Origin of the sequence: Burkholderia lata (assembly GCF_902499025.1) — a bacterium.
Classification (GTDB): Bacteria; Pseudomonadota; Gammaproteobacteria; order Burkholderiales; family Burkholderiaceae; genus Burkholderia; species Burkholderia lata_C.
The window spans coordinates 63,351-79,384 of sequence record NZ_CABVPW010000033.1; the positions used below are offsets into that span (position 1 = coordinate 63,351).

Genomic DNA, 16,034 nt, shown 5'->3' on the forward strand with positions numbered 1-16,034 from the left:
CGATGACTTCGAGCCGTAACCCGTCCGGCCTGGTGCTGCCCGAGCAGCGCGTGGTGGCCGTCGACGACCTGTCGGTCACGTTCCGCCGCGAAGGCGCGACGTTCGATGCGGTGCGCAACGTGTCGTTTCACGTCGATCGCGGCGAGACGCTCGCGATCGTCGGCGAATCGGGCTCGGGCAAGTCGGTCACATCGCTCGCACTGATGCGGCTCGTCGAGCACGGCGGCGGCGCGATCACGAACGGCCGGATCGCATTCCGCCGGCGCGGCGGCGCGCTCGTCGATCTCGCGCAGGCGAGCGGCTCGACGATGCGCGGCATTCGCGGCGCGGATATCGCGATGATCTTCCAGGAGCCGATGACGTCGCTGAACCCGGTGTTCACGGTCGGCGACCAGATCAGCGAGGCGATCGCGCTGCATCAGTCGAAAAGCGCGACGGAAGCGCGCGCGGAGACGCTGCGGCTGCTCGAGCTCGTGCGCATTCCGGAGGCGCGCCGCGTGTTCGCGCGCTATCCGCACCAGTTGTCGGGCGGGATGCGGCAGCGCGTGATGATCGCGATGGCCCTGTCGTGCCGGCCCGCGCTGCTGATCGCCGACGAGCCGACGACCGCGCTCGACGTGACGATCCAGGCGCAGATCCTGCAACTCGTGCGCGGGCTGCAGGACGAGATGAACATGGGCGTGATCTTCATCACGCACGACATGGGCGTGGTGGCGGAAGTGGCCGACCGCGTGCTCGTGATGTATCGCGGCGAGAAGGTCGAGGAGGGCGAATCGGATCGCATCTTCGCGGCGCCCGCGCACCGCTACACGCGCGCGCTGCTCGCGGCCGTGCCGAAGCTCGGCTCGATGCAGGGCACCGATGCGCCCGAGAAATTCCCGCTGCTGAAGGTGGAAGGCGCGAGCGCGGCAGCACCGGCCGCGTCGCCGGCACCCGCGGCGAACGACGAGGCGCAGCCGCCTGTCGATCAGTCTGCATCGCCGATCCTGCGCGTGCGCGATCTCGTGACGCGCTTCCCGGTGAAGAGCGGCGTGTTCGGTCGCGTGTCGCAATACGTGCATGCGGTCGAGCGCGTGAGCTTCGAGCTGCGCGCGGGCGAGACGCTCGCGCTGGTTGGCGAATCGGGCTGCGGCAAGTCGACCACCGGCCGCTCGCTGCTGCGCCTCGTCGAATCGCAGAGCGGCTCGATCGAGTTCGACGGCCGCGACATCAGCGCGCTGAAAGGCCCGGACCTGCAGGCGCTGCGCCGGAACATCCAGTTCATCTTCCAGGATCCGTTCGCGTCGCTGAACCCGCGCCTGACCGTCGGCTTCTCGATCATGGAGCCGCTGCTGGTGCACGGCGTTGCGAGCGGCCGCGAAGCGCAGGCGCGCGTCGACTGGCTGCTCGACAAGGTCGGCCTGCCGCCCGAGGCCGCACGCCGCTATCCGCATGAATTCTCGGGTGGCCAGCGCCAGCGGATCGCGATCGCGCGCGCGCTCGCGCTGAACCCGAAGGTCGTGATCGCCGACGAATCGGTGTCGGCGCTCGACGTGTCGGTGCAGGCGCAGATCGTCAACCTGATGCTCGACCTGCAGCGCGAGCTCGGCGTCGCGTACCTGTTCATCTCGCACGACATGGCCGTGGTCGAGCGCATCAGCCATCGCGTCGCGGTGATGTATCTCGGCCAGATCGTCGAGATCGGCCCGCGCCGCGCGGTGTTCGAGGCGCCGCAGCACCCGTACACGAAGAAGCTGATGAGCGCGGTGCCGGTGGCCGATCCCGCGCGCCGGCATGCGCCGCGCCAGCTTGCGGCGGACGAAATCCCGAGCCCCATTCGCGCGGTCGGCGACGAGCCGGTCGTCGCGCCGCTCGTCGCGGTCGGCCCCGATCATTACGTCGCGACGCACCGCGTCGGCGGCGCGTACTGAAGAAATGCGTCGCCACGGCGATGCGCGAGCTTGCAGGAAGTCGAAACCGAAACGCCCGTGAGGCGTCACCGATTCACCGATAGGAGCCCAGCAAAATGACCAAGCAGCATTCGTTCCCGATGTTTCGTCCGCGCGCGTGTTTCGTCGCGCTTGCCGGCGCGTTCGCGCTGTCGGCCGCGGTGCCCGCGTTCGCGCAGCAGACCGCGGTGATGGCGGTGGATTCGACGTTCACGACGATGGACCCGTACGACGCGAACGACACGGTGTCGCAGGCCGTCGTCAAGTCGTTCTACCAGGGGCTGTTCGGCTTCGACAAGGACATGAAGCTCGTCAACGTGCTGGCGACCGGCTACGACGCGAGCCCCGATGCGAAGGTCTACACGATCAAGCTGCGCCAGGGCGTGAAGTTCCACGACGGCACCGATTTCAACGCGGCGGCCGTGAAGGCGAACTTCGACCGCGTGACCGATCCCGCGAACCACCTGAAGCGCTACAACATGTTCCGCGTGATCGAGAAGACCGAAGTGGTCGATCCGTACACGGTGAAGATCACGCTGCGCGAGCCGTTCTCGGCGCTGATCAACACGCTCGCGCACCCGTCGGCCGTGATGATCTCGCCGGCCGCGCTGAAGAAGTGGGGCCGCGACATCGCGCTGCATCCGGTCGGCACGGGCCCGTTCGAGTTCGTCGAATGGAAGCAGACCGACGACCTGAAGGTGAAGAAGTTCGCTGGCTACTGGAAGAAGGGCTATCCGAAGATCGACGCGATCGACTGGAAGCCGGTGGTCGACAACAACACGCGCGCTGCGCTGATCAAGACGGGCGAAGCCGATTTCGCGTTCCGCATCCCGTTCGAGCAGGCGCTCGACCTGAAGGGCAATCCGAAGGTCGACATCGTGGAGCGGCCGTCGATCGTGCAGCGCTACGTGTCGCTGAACATGCTGCAGAAGCCGTTCGACAATCCGAAGGTGCGCCAGGCACTGAACTACGCGGTGAACAAGGAAGCGCTCGCGAAGGTTGCGTTCTCCGGCTTCGCGACGCCGTCGACCGGCGTGGTGCCGCAGGGTGTCGACTACGCGACGAAGCTGGGCCCGTGGCCGTACGACCCGGCGAAGGCGCGCGCGCTGCTGAAGGAAGCCGGCTATCCGAACGGCTTCGAGACGACGCTGTGGTCCGCGTATAACAACTCCACGTCGCAGAAGGCGATCCAGTTCGTGCAGCAGCAGCTCGCGCAGGTCGGCGTGAAGGTGCAGGTGCAGGCGCTGGAGGCCGGCGAGCGCGTCGCGAAGGTCGAGAGCGCGCCGGATCCGGCGAAGGCGCCGGTGCGGATGTACTACATCGGCTGGTCGTCGTCGACGGGCGAGGCGAACTGGGCGATCACGCCGCTGCTCGCCGGCGCGTCGGCGCCGCCGAAGCTCGTCAACACCGCGTACTACAAGAACGACACGGTCGACGGCGATCTGACGAAGGCGCTGGAGACGGTCGACCGCGCGAAGAAGACCGACCTCTACGCCGATGCGCAGAAGCAGATCTGGACCGATGCACCGTGGATCTTCCTCGTGCAGGAGAAGATCGTGTATGCGCGCAGCAAGCGGCTGCAGGGTGCGTACGTGATGCCGGACGGCTCGTTCAACTTCGACGAAATTTCGCTGAAGTGACAGTGGTGATGACGGCGGCTCGTCCGCCACGCGGTGCCGGCGGCGCGAGCCGCCGGCACGCTGATTCGATCGGTGCCCCATGCTGAATTTTCTCGTCAAACGCCTGTTCGGCCTGCTGCCCACGCTCGCGATCGTCGCGGTGCTGGTGTTCCTGTTCGTCCACCTGCTGCCGGGCGATCCGGCGCGGCTCGCGGCCGGCCCCGAAGCCGACGACGCGACGGTCGCGCTCGTGCGTGCCGATCTCGGACTCGACCGCCCGCTGCCCGCGCAGTTCGTGAACTTCTTCACGAAGATCGCGCACGGCGATTTCGGCATGTCGACGCGCAGCAAGCGGCCGGTCTCGACCGAGATCGGTGAACGCTTCATGCCGACGCTGATGCTGACGCTCGTCGGCATGGTGTGGGCCACGGCCTTCGGGATGGCGATCGGCATCGCGTCGGCGGTGTGGCGCAACCGCTGGCCGGACCGCCTCGGCATGACGCTCGCGGTGTCGGGCATCTCGTTTCCCGCGTTCGCGCTCGGCATGCTGCTGATGGAAATTTTCTCGGTGAAGCTCGGCTGGCTGCCGGTCGTGCCGGACGGCTCGTGGAAGAGCTACGTGCTGCCGTCGCTGACGCTCGGCGCCGCGGTCGCCGCCGTGATGGCGCGCTTCACGCGTGCGTCGTTCGTCGAGGTGCTGAACGAGGATTTCGTGCGTACCGCGCGTGCGAAAGGCGTGCACGAGCCGATGGTGGTGCTCAAGCACTGCCTGCGCAACGCGATGATCCCGGTCGTCACGATGATGGGGCTGCAGTTCGGCTTCCTGCTCGGCGGCTCGATCGTCGTCGAGGTCGTGTTCAACTGGCCGGGGCTCGGCCGCCTGCTCGTCGACGCGGTGACGATGCGCGACTACCCCGTGATCCAGGCGATCGTGCTGCTGTTTTCGCTCGAGTTCATCCTGATCAACCTGACCGTCGACGTGTTGTACGCGGTCATCAACCCGACCATCCGGTTCAAGTGAGGCGCACATGAACGCGACAGTCCAGACCGCGGCGCCGGCCGCACCGACCGCGATCCGCACGCCGTGGCGCGAATTCTGGCGCAAGTTCCGCAAGCAGACCGTCGCGCTCGTCGCGGGCGGCTTCGTGCTGGCGCTCGTCGTGCTGGCGTTCGTCGGCCCGCACATCGTGCCGTTCGATCCCGAGAACTATTTCGACTACGACGCACTGAACGCGGCGCCGTCGGCGGTGCACTGGTTCGGCGTCGATTCGCTCGGCCGCGACATCTTCAGCCGGATCATCGCGGGCACGCGCATCTCGCTCGCGGCCGGCTTCTTCTCGGTCGCGCTCGGCGCGGTGATCGGCACGTTCTTCGGGCTGCTCGCCGGTTACTACGAAGGCTGGTGGGACCGCATCACGATGCGCGTGGCCGACGTGCTGTTCGCATTCCCGGGCATCCTGCTCGCGATCGGCGTGGTCGCGATCCTCGGCAACGGGATGATCAACGTGATCTGCGCGGTCGCGATCTTCAGCATCCCTGCGTTCGCGCGGCTCGTGCGCGGCAACACGCTGATGCTCAAGCACATGACCTACGTCGAGGCCGCGCGCAGCATCGGCGCGTCGGACCGGACGATCATCATGCGGCACATCCTGCCGGGCACCGTGTCGTCGGTCGTCGTCTACTTCACGATGCGGATCGGCACGTCGATCATCACGGCCGCGAGCCTGTCGTTCCTCGGGCTCGGTGCGCAGCCGCCGACGCCGGAGTGGGGCGCGATGCTCAACGAGGCGCGCGCGGACATGGTGACGGCGCCGCACATCGCGATCTTCCCGAGCCTCGCGATCTTCCTGACCGTGCTCGCGTTCAACCTGCTCGGCGACGGGCTGCGCGACGCGCTCGATCCGAAACTGGAGCGCCGCTGATGCGCATCGCACCCATGTGGACGGCGACGCTGCCGGCCGGGCCGCGCGGCACGATCGCCGACGTGCCGGGCGTGACGGTCGGCCATTGCACGCTCGATGCCGGCGACGTGCAGACGGGCGTGACCGTCGTGAAGCCGCATTCGGGCGACGTGTACCGCAGCAAGGTGCCGGCGGGGGCGGCGGTGATCAACGGGTTCGGCAAGAGCGTCGGGCTCGTGCAGGTCGACGAGCTCGGCATGCTCGATACGCCGATTGCGCTGACCAATACGTTCGGTGTCGGCGCGGTCGCGCAGGCGCAGATTCGCGCGGCGATCGCGGCGAATCCGCAGGTCGGCCGCGACTGGTCGACCGTCAACCCGCTCGTGTTCGAATGCAACGACGGCTATCTGAACGACATCCAGGCGCTTGCGGTCTCGGCCGAGCATTACGACGACGCGTACCGTGCGGCATCGCGTGACGTCGCACGCGGCGCGGTGGGCGCCGGGCGCGGGATGTCGTGCTTCGACCTGAAGGGCGGGATTGGCTCCGCGTCACGCGTTGCCGTCGCGGCCGGCCGGCCCTATACGGTCGGTGCGCTCGTGCTCGCGAATTTCGGCCGGTTGCCGATGCTGACGCTCGGTGGCGTGCCGCTCGGGCGCATCGTCGCGCAACGGCGTGCGGCCGAGGCCGCGCACGCGGCACCGCCCGAGCAGGGCTCGATCATCCTGCTGCTGGCCACCGATGCGCCGCTCGATGCGCGGCAACTGTCGCGCCTCGCGCGCCGCGCGGGGGCGGGGCTGGCCCGCACGGGCTCGGTCTACGGGCACGGCAGCGGCGACATCGCGCTCGCATTTTCCACCGCATACACGATCGCGCACGACGCATCGACCATCGCGCTGCCGGCCCTCGTCGCCGATGCGGCGCTCGATCCGCTGTTCATGGCCGCGGCCGAAAGCGTCGAGCACGCGATCGCCGATGCGCTGCTGCAGGCCGTGACGGTGGCCGGGCGCGACGGCCACGTGCGGCAGTCGCTGCGCGATGCTGTGCCCGATCTCGATCGCCTGTTCAACGAAGGCCACGAAGGACGTCTTGCCCAGTCATGAAGATCCTGATTTCGACCGACATCGAAGGCGTCGCCGGCGTATTTGCCACCGAGCAGACGCGCGCCGGCAATCCGGAATACGAGCGTGCGCGCCGCTGGATGACCGCCGAGGCGAACGCGGCGATCGAAGGCGCGTTCATGGGCGGCGCGCAGGCCGTGTGGGTCAACGATTCGCACGGGGGTTTCCGCAACCTGCTGCCCGACGGGCTCGATGCGCGTGCGCGTGTCGTGCTCGGCAAGCCGCGCACGCTGGGGATGATGACGGGCCTCGAACAGCAGCCCGACCTCGTGTTCATGATCGGCTATCACGCGAAATCGCAGACGCGCGGCGTGCTTGCGCACACGATCAACAGCTTCGCGTTCACGCAGGTGTGGCTGAACGGCGTCGAGCTCGGCGAAGCCGGGCTGTACGGCGCGCTGGCGCGCGAATACGGTGCGCACGTCGCGCTGGCCACGGGCGACGATGTGTTCGCGGAGGAAACGCAGCCGCTGTTTCCGGATGCGCATTTCGAGACGGTCAAGACGGCCGGCGGCGCATCGAGCGGCGATACGCTCACGCCCGCCGCGTCATGTGCGCGGATCGCAACCGCCGCACGCGAAGCGGTCGCACATGCGCTGTCGGCAGGCGTGCGCGCCGGCGCCCATCGGCCTGCGCCGGCCGCGTGCACGCTGCGCGTGCAGACGGCGGCGCTGGCCGACCTGTTCTGCGTGCTGCCGACGCTCGAGCGCGTCGATGCGGTGACGCTGCGCTTCGACGGGCCTTCGGTCGAGCATGTCGTGCGCACGCTGAACAGCCTGTCGGCGATGTCGTTCATGCTGCGGTGACGCGCATTACCGCCATGCGGCTTGCGTGCCGCACGCCGTCAGGGGTTGCCGTCCGGGCTGGCCGTCAACGCGAGCAGGAACGCTTCCATTGCCGCGACCAGCGCGAGCGGCGTTTCGTTCATCGGATAGTGGCCCGCATTGCGCAGCACATCGACGGTGGCGAGCGGATAACGCCGCAGGTAGGTGCTGGCCATCAATGCCGCGTCGAACGCCGGATCGTGCTCGCCGATCAGCACTTTCACCGGATGGATGCCGGCAATCTCGTCGCTGAAATCCGTATCGGCCCACGCGCGGAAGTACGCGCCGAACGCCGGCGGCGACGAACGGGCTGCCGAATACGCGGCTTTCCACTCGATCCAGGCGGCGGGCAGCCGCCCGCCGGTGCTGCGATCGATGATGGTGCGGCGATCGGCAACGTGATCCGCGGCACGCTCGAATAGCGCACGTTTCTCCGCGTCGAACGGCAGGCCGCCGCAGGGCACGGGCGTGATCGGCACCAGCGCGCGCACGCGCTCGGGCGCCATGACGGCGACTTTCTCGGCCGCCATCGCGCCCATCGAATGGCCGACGACGCTGAAGGTGGCGAAATCGAGCGCGTCTGCCAGCGCAAGTGCGTCGGCGGCGATCTCGTCGATCGTGTAGCCGCCCGCTGCATCGTGCATGCGGCCGTAACCGCGGTAGTCCATGAACACGTAGCTGAAGTGCTCGCGCGACAGCCACGCTTCGACGGGTTCGAACGCGTGGGCGTCGCCGAACCAGCCGGGCAGTACAAGAACAGGGTGGGGGCCGTCCCCCACGCGATGAAACGTATTCGGCATGTCCGCTCCGATGCAGTGGTAATCCGGCCGATCAGGCCGACGGGTCTTGCGGCCGTCAGGTCGCGCAAGGGTGGAGCGGATCGTAGATCGCGCGAAGGAGACCCGCCTTCGATATCGGGTCATTGATGATGGAATTCGGGCCGTGAGAAATACGCTGCTAGATCCGTACGAAAACATTCCGCGAAGCGTGGTCGTGATCGCGAACGACTATGCGGCCGGCACGACGTTTCCGGAGCACGCGCACGGGCGCGGGCAATTCGCGTTCGCGTCGCGCGGCACGATCAGCGTGTCGACGCCGCACGGGCGCTGGCTGGTGCCGCCGCAGCGCGCGTGCTGGGTGCCGGCCGGCGTGCGGCACGAAATGACGATGACCGGGCCGGTCACGATGCTCAACACGTTCGTATCCGGCGCCGCCGCGCAGGAGGCGGGCCTGCCCGAGCAGTGCGGCGTCTATGGCGTGTCCGCGCTATTGCGGCAACTGATCGACGATGCGATCGATCTGCCGGCCCTGTACGACGTCGACGGGCGCGCGGGCAAGCTGATGGCGCTGCTGGTCGCGGAAATCGCGACGATGCCGCGCCTGTCGCTGCATGCGCCGCTGCCGGCCGACGCGCGGCTGGCGAAGGTGTGCCGGCACCTGCTCGCTTCGCCGTCGATCGCGGCCGATCTCGACCAGGTGGCCGCCGACGCGGGCGTGAGCCGTCGCACGTTCACGCGGCAGTTCCGCGCGCAGACGGGCGTGAGTTTTGCCGCATGGCGCCAGCAGGTGTGCATGCTCGCGGCGATCGCGCGCCTGAGCGACGGGCAGCCGGTGACGCGCGTCGCGCTCGATCTCGGGTACGCGAGTGCCAGCGCATTCACGTCGGCGTTTCGCCGCATTCTGGGCGATACGCCGAGCCGCTATCTGGAGATTCGGCGCTAGCCGGAAAGAATCCGCATGCGCCACGCCCGATCGCAGGCTGCCGCCAAAAAAATACGCGCCTGCCAACTTCGGTCAGACGCGTTTAAAGGCACTCGGTCAGAAAAAATGCGCGCACGGCCTGACGGGCGGTGTCGCGCATTACCTGCGTAATTATTTCCGATTGCGATTCAATCTCGATGACGCGTTGCGGATAACGAAGAATACGCCGCATAACGCGCAAACGATATCCTGCCGAACCTGCGAGTTATGTGCTGTCGCAGCATGCGTTTCAATCGCGCGTTCGATACCGGGGTCGAAGGCCCGTGACAGGGCCGTCGGCACCCGTGACGCGGCGCGATGCGCCGCAGCATCGAATGATGGCGACGGAACACGAAAAACGCCGCGTGGCGCGATCCCTGTTGGGTTCGCGCCACGCGGCGGTGCGGTAGCGGGCGACGCCGGCGTGCGCCGGCTCGCGCGTCACACGTCGAAGAACACCGTTTCGTCCGGCCCCTGCATGCGGATGTCGAAGCGGTAGACGACCGGGCGGCCCGGCTGCGCGTCGCGTTTCGCGACGAGCGTCGCGCGGCGCTCGGCCGGCACCGCGTTCAGCACGGGGTCGGCCGCATTCGCGGCGGCTTCGTCGTCGAAGTACACGCGCGTGAATGCGTGGGTGAGGATCCCGCGCATCATCACGGTCACGTTGATGTGCGGTGCTTCGTCGGCGGCGATACGGCCCGGCTTCACCGTCTCGACGACGAAGCGCTGCTGCACATCGGTGCCGGTACCGACCCGAGCGAAGCCCGTGAAGCCGGATTTCGCGATGTCGTCGCGCGACGCGGGGTAGCGGCCCGCGCCGTCCACCTGCGTGAATTCGAGCACCGCGTCGCCGACGACGTTGCCGTCGCCGTCGAACACCTGGCCGACCAGCAGCACGTGTTCGCCATCGGCGTGGGCCGCGGCGATCGTCGGCGTGAACAGGCTCTTCAGGTCGTAATCGTATTGCTGCGGGCACAGGCCGTATGCGAAGTACGGGCCGACCGTCTGCGAAGGGGTTTGCTTCAGCGTCGTCATGGTTCAGCGCTCCATCGGGGTGGCGTCGCGGCCGCGCAGCACGATGTCGAATTCGTAGCCGAGCGCATAGCCTTCTTCGGTGATGTCCATCGAGAAGCGCGAGATCAGGCGGTCGCGCGCGGCCTCGGGCGTGCCCTGGAAGATCGGGTCGTACGCGAGCAGCGGGTCGCCGGGGAAGTACATCTGCGTGACGAGACGCGAGCCGAAGTAATCGCCGAACAGCGAGAAGTGGATGTGATTCGGGCGCCACGCGTTCGGATGGTTGCCCCACGGATACGCGCCGGGCTTGATCGTCAGGAAGCGGTAGCGGCCTTCGTCGTCGGTCACGCAGCGGCCCGCGCCGAGGAAGTTCGGGTCGAGCGGTGCGTCGTGCTGGTCGACCTTGTGCACGTAGCGGCCGGCCGCGTTCGCCTGCCACACCTCGACGAGCGTGTTGCGCACGGGCTTGCCGCCTTCGTCGAGCACGCGGCCCGTGACGACCATGCGCTCGCCGAGCGGCTCGCCGTTCTTCACGGCGTTCTTCGTCAGGTCATGGTCGAGCGCGCCGAGATCTTCGGCGCCGTACACGGGCGCGTACTGGTCGCGGAGCTTCTCCTTCAGCGGGATCAGCGGGCGGGTCGGGCCGCGCTTCACGGACGAACGGTACTCGGGGTGGACATAGGCCGGATGCGACGGCCAGTCGCGCGGCGTGAGGATCGTGGGGGAATCCATCGGGCGTCTCCTGATAGGTATTTCGCGAAGTGGATGGCACGACTTTAGCCAATCCGGAAAGTTATGCAAAATGACCTTTTTTCGCAAATCGCATAACCGTTCGTTATGTTCGACGCGCCAATGGAAATTCCGCCGGACAGGATGCCTGTCCGGCGGAAAAAGCGATCGGGCTTCGCGTCGTCGGTGACGACCCCGTGCACGGCCCTCCAGCCAGCCCGTCGCCGCTTTTTTGTGTTGTCGTTCTTGTTGTTATCCGGTCTCCCTGAGCGCGCCTGTTATGACTGACGGCCGGGATCGAACACGATCCCGTCGAATTCGAGTGACAGCGTGCCGCTACGCAGCAGGGCGGCCGGCGTCGTGTCGCGGTCGGCACCGAGCACGTCGCTCACGTAGTCGGCGCAGAACCCGCGCCGCGTCCGCAGGTTGAAGCGGTTGCCGAGCAGTGCGTCGATCCGTTCTTCGGCCGTTGATTGCACCTGGCGCTGTGCATCGACGGTCGGTGCCGCGACGCGGCGGGCCAGTGCGATGCGCCCGCCGTCGGTATGGGCGACGAAGCGCGACAGCGGCGTGAGCTTCGTCCATGCAAACCCGGGCTCGGCGATCACGGGTTCGTCGCCCGACGTATCGACGACGATGCCGAAGCGGTTGGCCCACGCGCCCGCCGGGCCTGCCGCGTCGCGCCGTGCACTCGCCGCTTCGCGGATGAACACGAGATCGCCGACATGCGCGCTGGCGGCCAGCGTGCGGACCGTGGCAAGCGGCATCGTGCGATCCGTGTCGCGGGCATCGCGCGGGGCGGTGTGATGCGATTCGTAGGCAGCGGTTTCGGTTCGGGTGGTCATTTCGGCTCCGTCGTTCGGTGACAGCACGGAGCGGATTATGCAGACAAGTACCTGAAAGTGTTCATCTGCGTGCTCAGGTAGCCTAATATCTGACTTTCAGCATCACTTTTCGATACCAAAATGACCGAAACCGCCCAACTCATCGAAACGCTGAAGCGCCAGTTGAAGGCGCAGGGCATGACCTACCGCGACGTCGCGCGTGCGCTCGACGTGTCCGAGACCAGCGTGAAGCGGCTGTTCGCCAGCGGCCGCTTCACGCTGGAGCGTGTCGCGGAGATCGCGCAACTGCTCGGCTATACGCTGGCCGAGCTCGTGCAGGAAGCATCGGCGTCGGCGCCGAGGCTGCACGTGCTGACCGAGCAGCAGGAGGCGTTGCTGGTGTCGGACGAGAAATTGCTCGTCGTCGCCGTTTGCGCGATCAACTACTGGACCGTGCAGGACATCGTGTCGGCCTATCAGGTGACGAAGGCCGAGTGCGTGAAGTACCTGCTGATGCTCGACCGGATGAACGTCGTCGCGCTGCTGCCGGGCGACCGGATTCGCGTGCGCGTCGCGCGCGATTTCGACTGGCTGCCGGGCGGGCCGATCCGCCGCTATTTCCATGCGCATGCGCTTGGCGATTTTCTCGACAGCCGCTTCGACCGCGACGGCGAGACGATGACGTTCTCGCAGGGGATGCTGACGGAGGCCGCCGCTGCGGAGCTCGACCTGGAGTTGCGCCGGTTGCGCAGCAAGGCGGCCGCGCTGCACGCGGAATCGTCGTCCGCGCCGCTCGCGCAGAAGCACGGGACGAGCTTGCTGATCGCGAAGCGGATGTGGGAGCCGGCCAGTTTTCAGGCGTTGCGGCGCGTCGCGTCGTGATACATCGTCGAGTGCTTGGGGCTATCCGGAAAGTTATGCAAAATGGCATTTCATCGTCAATCGCATAACCACTCGTTATGAATAACCGTATCGCCGACGGCCGCGTCAAGTTCCGGCACCTGCAGTGCTTTCTCGCGGTCGCGCAGCTGGGCGGCGTGCAGAAGGCGGCCGAAAGCCTGTCGATCACGCAGCCGGCCGTGTCGAAGACGATCGCCGAGCTGGAAGCCATCCTCGGCGTGAAGCTGTTCGAGCGCGGCCGGCAGGGCGCGCAGCCGACTCGCGAGGCGCAACTGTTCATGCCGCACGCGAACGCGTGCGTGCTGGCGCTGCGGCAGGGCGTCGGGCTGCTCGCGCGCGAGGGCGGGGCCGCCGCGGCGACGCTCGAAATCGGCATGCTGCCGACCGTCGCGGCATCGCTCGCGCCCGCGTTGATGAAGGCGCTCGCCGAGCGCTGGCCGCGCGTCGTCGTGCGGATCGCGACGGCCGCGAACGCCGAATTGCTCGAGCGCCTGAAGTCCGGCGCGATCGAGTGCGCGATCGGGCGGCTGTCGGAGCCCGAGCGGATGATCGGGCTTGCGTTCGAGCAGTTGTACAACGAGCCGCTCGTCGCCGTCGTGCGCGCCGGGCATCCGCTGCTGTCAAGCGCGGCGCCGGCGGCCGAGCTCGTGCGCTATCCGGTCGTGCTGCCGCCGTTCGGCACGCTGATCCGTCAGTCGGCCGAGCAACTGCTCGGCGCCTGTGGCGTGCCGCCGCTGGATTCGTTCATCGAGGTGCTGTCGGTATCGGTCGCGCGCGCGCTGGCGCTCGAAAACGATGCGGTCTGGTTCGTGCCGCTCTATGCGGCCGAATACGACCTGTCGGCCGGGGCGCTGGCACGCCTGCCGCTGCCGTCGGCAGGCACCGACGAGCCGGTCGGGCTGGTGCTGCGTACCGATGCGCAGCCGTCGCCGGTTGCGCGGACGCTGATCGACGCGGTGCGCGACATCGCTCGGTCGCGGTTCGACGAGACGCGCACGCACCGGACGTCACGCGCGGCGCGCAAGCCGGCGCGTCGCGACGACTGATCCGGCGGGCCTGCGCGGCGAGCGCGGCCCGACCCCGTCCCCGGCTGCCGGATTGGCCATCCGGTCAGTAGCCGGCTTCGTGGCGCTTGGCATATCGTACCTATTTTGGTACGATTGGTGTCAAGACGATGACGAGACAGCAGATCCAGGTCACGCTCGGCGTGCGGTTCTTCCAGACGGCCCGTGGCAACGAGCCGGTGCGCGAATGGCTGAAGGCGCTCGGGAAAGCGGAGCGCAGGGCGATCGGCGAAGAGATCAAGACCGTTCAACTCGGTTGGCCGCTCGGCATGCCGCTGGTCCGGAAGATGGCGCAGGATCTGTGGGAGATTCGCGTGATGCTGCCGGGGCGGAGCGCCCGCGTGCTGTTTACGGTCGTCGGCGACACGATGGTCCTGCTGCACGGCTTCTTCAAGCAGTCGCGGGCCACGCCGTCGGACGATCTCGATGTCACCGTCGCGCGCCTGAAAGCGCTGATGCGCGCCATCTGAATTTCCCGGTTGCGCCGGAACGTACCGTCTTCGACGGTCAGGCAGCCGGCAACGCCATGCACTGGAGTACCCCATGACGACCACGAACAACCCGCATATCGGCAGCGATTTCGATACCTTCCTCGAGGAGGACGGCAATCTCGAAGCGGCCACCGCCACCGCGATCAAGCGCGTGATCGCCTGGCAGATCGGGCAGGAAATGAAGGCGCAGCACATCACGAAAACCGCGATGGCCGCGCGGATGAAAACCAGCCGCGCCGCGCTCAACCGTCTGCTCGACGAAACCGACACGAGCCTCACGCTGGCGACGCTCGCGAGCGCGGCCGCCGCGCTCGGCAAGCGGCTCAGTTTCGAGCTGGTACCGGCCTGACGGGCATGGAGAAACGGCGGACGGCCGAGCCCGAGGCCCTACGTGTGATGCGCGCGCCGGAATGGACGGCAATCCGGCCAGCGGTTCGGCCATCGGTTTTGCCATGATCCGCCGGTGCGTCGCTGCAAGCGAGCGAGTGCCGGCCCGCGCGCACCTGCCGGGTCACTGACGCGGCCCGGCCACCTGCAGATAGAGCAGCGCACCGCCCGCGAGCAGCAGCGGGCACAGGATGTACCAGCCGGTCGTCAGGAACAGCCCGGCAACCGCGACCAGCGAAACCCACGCACAACGGTAAGCGATGCTACCGCGCGGCAGCAGTTTCAGCGCGGCGGCCGCGCCGAGCCCATACACCATCACGAAGCACCCTGACGTGACGAGCACGAGCGGCTTCGGCCCGACGTCCGACAGCGTCGTCGCGGCCAGTGCGACGGCTGCGAGCAGGGCGATCACGCCGAGGCTGCGGCGCGGGACACCGCCGACCTGGCTGCCTTGCGCGAGCCACGCGGGCAACGCGCCGTCGCGTCCGAGCGCGGCACCGAGCTTGGCCGCGCCCGCGAAATAGGCGTTCATCGTGCCGAGCGTGAGCAGCAGCGCGGCCGCGGCGGCCAGCACCTGCGCATGACCGCCGATGCCGCCCGCGATCAGTTCGGCGAGCGGCGCACCCGATGCGCCCGCAGACGGCCCGAGCACCGTCACGCTCGCGGCGGCGACCGACAGATACAGGAACCCGACCACCACGACCGCGATCCCGGCCGAGCGCGGCATGTCGTGCGCGGGCCGGCGGAATTCGGCCGCGAGATGGGTGATCGCCTCCCAGCCGGCGAAACTCCACACGAGCAGCGCGGCTGCCTGGCCGACCGCGAGCCAGCCATGCGGTGCGAACGGATGCAGGTTCGCGGTGCGTGCATGGGGCGCGGACGCGAGCACCGCGGCGAGCAGCAGCGTGACGAGCAGCGCCGACAGCACGAGCTGCATGCGGCCCGAAACGGTGACACCGAATGCATTCGCGGCCGACACGGTCGCGATCAGCGCGGCAGCCGTGACGATGACCGTCGTGTGCCCGCCGCCCGTGACGGCCGCGACGTATGCGCCGCCGAACATCGCGGCAGCCGGCGCGCCGGCCGGTACCGCGAAGTAGAAGCACCATCCGACGATCGCCGCGGCTTTCGGGCCGAAAGCGCGCCGCGCGTAGGTCGAGACTCCGCCGGCATCGGGATAGCGCGCACCGAGTGCGGCAAAGGTGGCCGCGAGCGGCCCAGACAGCACGACGAGCGCGGCCCATGCGAGCAGCGAGGCCGGCCCCGCGACCTCGGCAGCCAAGGCGGGCAACGCGATCACGCCGGTGCCGAGCACCGCGCCGATATAGAGCGCGGCGCCCTGGAAAATCGTCAGCGAGCCCGCGTGATGAGCGGCGGGCGAATCGGCATGCGAGGGCATGGACAGCAGTCTCCGGAAGTCTTGTTGTGTTTGAGCGCGGGAGCCCGCGCGGGCAATCGTTCGATGCTACCCGAACGACGACGGCAGCGCGGC

16 protein-coding genes are annotated in these 16,034 nt (G+C 68.0%); 11 read left to right on the plus strand and 5 right to left on the minus strand.

The features are described 5' to 3' along the window. Positions 1–2 precede the first annotated feature (2 nt). The 6 genes from BDI24065_RS28980 to BDI24065_RS29005 all read left to right on the plus strand — a co-directional run bounded on the left by BDI24065_RS28980 (position 3) and on the right by BDI24065_RS29005 (position 7,375). Entirely contained in the window at positions 3–1,910 is a 1,908-nt protein-coding gene (locus BDI24065_RS28980) for a dipeptide ABC transporter ATP-binding protein (RefSeq protein WP_175034138.1), read from the plus strand. 95 nt (positions 1,911–2,005) lie between these two features. Further along, the gene (gene gsiB, locus BDI24065_RS28985; RefSeq protein WP_175034139.1) at positions 2,006–3,568 is read left to right on the plus strand and encodes a glutathione ABC transporter substrate-binding protein GsiB; all 1,563 of its coding nucleotides are present in this window, start codon (positions 2,006–2,008) and stop codon (positions 3,566–3,568) included. Positions 3,569–3,647: 79 nt separating this feature from the next. Next, on the plus strand, positions 3,648–4,568 hold the full coding sequence (gene gsiC / locus BDI24065_RS28990; RefSeq protein WP_175034140.1) for a glutathione ABC transporter permease GsiC: 921 nt from the start codon (positions 3,648–3,650) through the stop codon (positions 4,566–4,568). A gap of 7 nt (positions 4,569–4,575) precedes the next feature. Further along, positions 4,576–5,469 (plus strand): glutathione ABC transporter permease GsiD, encoded by an 894-nt coding sequence (gsiD, locus tag BDI24065_RS28995; RefSeq protein WP_175034141.1) that lies wholly within the window; start codon positions 4,576–4,578, stop codon positions 5,467–5,469. Continuing rightward, positions 5,469–6,551: a DmpA family aminopeptidase gene (locus BDI24065_RS29000; protein ID WP_175034142.1), complete on the plus strand. Its 1,083-nt coding sequence runs from the start codon at positions 5,469–5,471 to the stop codon at positions 6,549–6,551. Before gsiD ends, BDI24065_RS29000 begins: the two co-directional genes overlap by 1 nt. Further along, the gene (locus BDI24065_RS29005) at positions 6,548–7,375 is read left to right on the plus strand and encodes a M55 family metallopeptidase (protein WP_175034143.1); all 828 of its coding nucleotides are present in this window, start codon (positions 6,548–6,550) and stop codon (positions 7,373–7,375) included. The genes BDI24065_RS29000 and BDI24065_RS29005 overlap by 4 nt, the downstream gene beginning before the upstream one ends. A gap of 38 nt (positions 7,376–7,413) precedes the next feature. Here BDI24065_RS29005 and BDI24065_RS29010 read toward each other — a convergent pair whose 3' ends face one another. Then, the gene (locus tag BDI24065_RS29010) at positions 7,414–8,193 is read right to left on the minus strand and encodes an alpha/beta fold hydrolase (RefSeq protein ID WP_175034144.1); all 780 of its coding nucleotides are present in this window, start codon (positions 8,191–8,193) and stop codon (positions 7,414–7,416) included. Between the two features lie 142 nt (positions 8,194–8,335). On the opposite strand from BDI24065_RS29010, the gene BDI24065_RS29015 reads away from it, so the two are divergent. Next, positions 8,336–9,115, plus strand: a complete 780-nt coding sequence (locus BDI24065_RS29015) for an AraC family transcriptional regulator (RefSeq protein ID WP_175034145.1) — start codon at positions 8,336–8,338, stop codon at positions 9,113–9,115. A gap of 459 nt (positions 9,116–9,574) precedes the next feature. Here BDI24065_RS29015 and pcaG read toward each other — a convergent pair whose 3' ends face one another. The 3 genes from pcaG to BDI24065_RS29030 form a co-directional block, all read right to left on the minus strand. Continuing rightward, positions 9,575–10,168 carry a protocatechuate 3,4-dioxygenase subunit alpha gene (gene pcaG / locus BDI24065_RS29020; RefSeq protein ID WP_175034146.1) on the minus strand — a complete coding sequence of 198 codons (594 nt, stop codon included), beginning with the start codon at positions 10,166–10,168 and terminating at the stop codon, positions 9,575–9,577. A gap of 3 nt (positions 10,169–10,171) precedes the next feature. Next, entirely contained in the window at positions 10,172–10,879 is a 708-nt protein-coding gene (gene pcaH, locus BDI24065_RS29025; RefSeq protein WP_175034147.1) for a protocatechuate 3,4-dioxygenase subunit beta, read from the minus strand. Positions 10,880–11,154: 275 nt separating this feature from the next. Further along, entirely contained in the window at positions 11,155–11,721 is a 567-nt protein-coding gene (locus BDI24065_RS29030; RefSeq protein ID WP_175034148.1) for a YiiX/YebB-like N1pC/P60 family cysteine hydrolase, read from the minus strand. Between the two features lie 120 nt (positions 11,722–11,841). Between BDI24065_RS29030 and BDI24065_RS29035 the strand changes: the two genes are divergently transcribed. The 4 genes from BDI24065_RS29035 to BDI24065_RS29050 all read left to right on the plus strand — a co-directional run bounded on the left by BDI24065_RS29035 (position 11,842) and on the right by BDI24065_RS29050 (position 14,504). Beyond that, positions 11,842–12,582, plus strand: coding sequence for a helix-turn-helix domain-containing protein (locus tag BDI24065_RS29035; protein WP_175034149.1), 741 nt, complete (start codon positions 11,842–11,844; stop codon positions 12,580–12,582). Positions 12,583–12,659: 77 nt separating this feature from the next. Beyond that, positions 12,660–13,646, plus strand: a complete 987-nt coding sequence (gene pcaQ / locus BDI24065_RS29040) for a pca operon transcription factor PcaQ (protein ID WP_175034150.1) — start codon at positions 12,660–12,662, stop codon at positions 13,644–13,646. Positions 13,647–13,774: 128 nt separating this feature from the next. Further along, positions 13,775–14,134, plus strand: a complete 360-nt coding sequence (locus BDI24065_RS29045) for a type II toxin-antitoxin system RelE/ParE family toxin (RefSeq protein ID WP_175034151.1) — start codon at positions 13,775–13,777, stop codon at positions 14,132–14,134. Between the two features lie 73 nt (positions 14,135–14,207). Then, the gene (locus tag BDI24065_RS29050; RefSeq protein WP_011355454.1) at positions 14,208–14,504 is read left to right on the plus strand and encodes an XRE family transcriptional regulator; all 297 of its coding nucleotides are present in this window, start codon (positions 14,208–14,210) and stop codon (positions 14,502–14,504) included. Positions 14,505–14,666: 162 nt separating this feature from the next. Here the strand turns inward: BDI24065_RS29050 and BDI24065_RS29055 are convergent, their stop codons facing one another. Then, complete coding sequence (locus tag BDI24065_RS29055; protein ID WP_175034152.1) at positions 14,667–15,941, minus strand: APC family permease; 1,275 nt, start codon at positions 15,939–15,941, stop codon at positions 14,667–14,669. Positions 15,942–16,034: the final 93 nt, after the last annotated feature.

What these genes read in the sequence shown, in the direction of transcription:
- BDI24065_RS28980 (WP_175034138.1), top strand. Translation starts at nt 3, where the DNA reads ATGACTTCGAGCCGTAACCCGTCCGGCCTGGTGCTGCCCGAGCAGCGC.
- gsiB (WP_175034139.1), top strand. Translation starts at nt 2,006, where the DNA reads ATGACCAAGCAGCATTCGTTCCCGATGTTTCGTCCGCGCGCGTGTTTC.
- gsiC (WP_175034140.1), top strand. Translation starts at nt 3,648, where the DNA reads ATGCTGAATTTTCTCGTCAAACGCCTGTTCGGCCTGCTGCCCACGCTC.
- gsiD (WP_175034141.1), top strand. Translation starts at nt 4,576, where the DNA reads ATGAACGCGACAGTCCAGACCGCGGCGCCGGCCGCACCGACCGCGATC.
- BDI24065_RS29000 (WP_175034142.1), top strand. Translation starts at nt 5,469, where the DNA reads ATGCGCATCGCACCCATGTGGACGGCGACGCTGCCGGCCGGGCCGCGC.
- BDI24065_RS29005 (WP_175034143.1), top strand. Translation starts at nt 6,548, where the DNA reads ATGAAGATCCTGATTTCGACCGACATCGAAGGCGTCGCCGGCGTATTT.
- BDI24065_RS29010 (WP_175034144.1), bottom strand. Translation starts at nt 8,193, where the DNA reads ATGCCGAATACGTTTCATCGCGTGGGGGACGGCCCCCACCCTGTTCTT.
- pcaG (WP_175034146.1), bottom strand. Translation starts at nt 10,168, where the DNA reads ATGACGACGCTGAAGCAAACCCCTTCGCAGACGGTCGGCCCGTACTTC.
- pcaH (WP_175034147.1), bottom strand. Translation starts at nt 10,879, where the DNA reads ATGGATTCCCCCACGATCCTCACGCCGCGCGACTGGCCGTCGCATCCG.
- BDI24065_RS29030 (WP_175034148.1), bottom strand. Translation starts at nt 11,721, where the DNA reads ATGACCACCCGAACCGAAACCGCTGCCTACGAATCGCATCACACCGCC.
- BDI24065_RS29035 (WP_175034149.1), top strand. Translation starts at nt 11,842, where the DNA reads ATGACCGAAACCGCCCAACTCATCGAAACGCTGAAGCGCCAGTTGAAG.
- pcaQ (WP_175034150.1), top strand. Translation starts at nt 12,660, where the DNA reads ATGAATAACCGTATCGCCGACGGCCGCGTCAAGTTCCGGCACCTGCAG.
- BDI24065_RS29045 (WP_175034151.1), top strand. Translation starts at nt 13,775, where the DNA reads ATGACGAGACAGCAGATCCAGGTCACGCTCGGCGTGCGGTTCTTCCAG.
- BDI24065_RS29050 (WP_011355454.1), top strand. Translation starts at nt 14,208, where the DNA reads ATGACGACCACGAACAACCCGCATATCGGCAGCGATTTCGATACCTTC.
- BDI24065_RS29055 (WP_175034152.1), bottom strand. Translation starts at nt 15,941, where the DNA reads ATGCCCTCGCATGCCGATTCGCCCGCCGCTCATCACGCGGGCTCGCTG.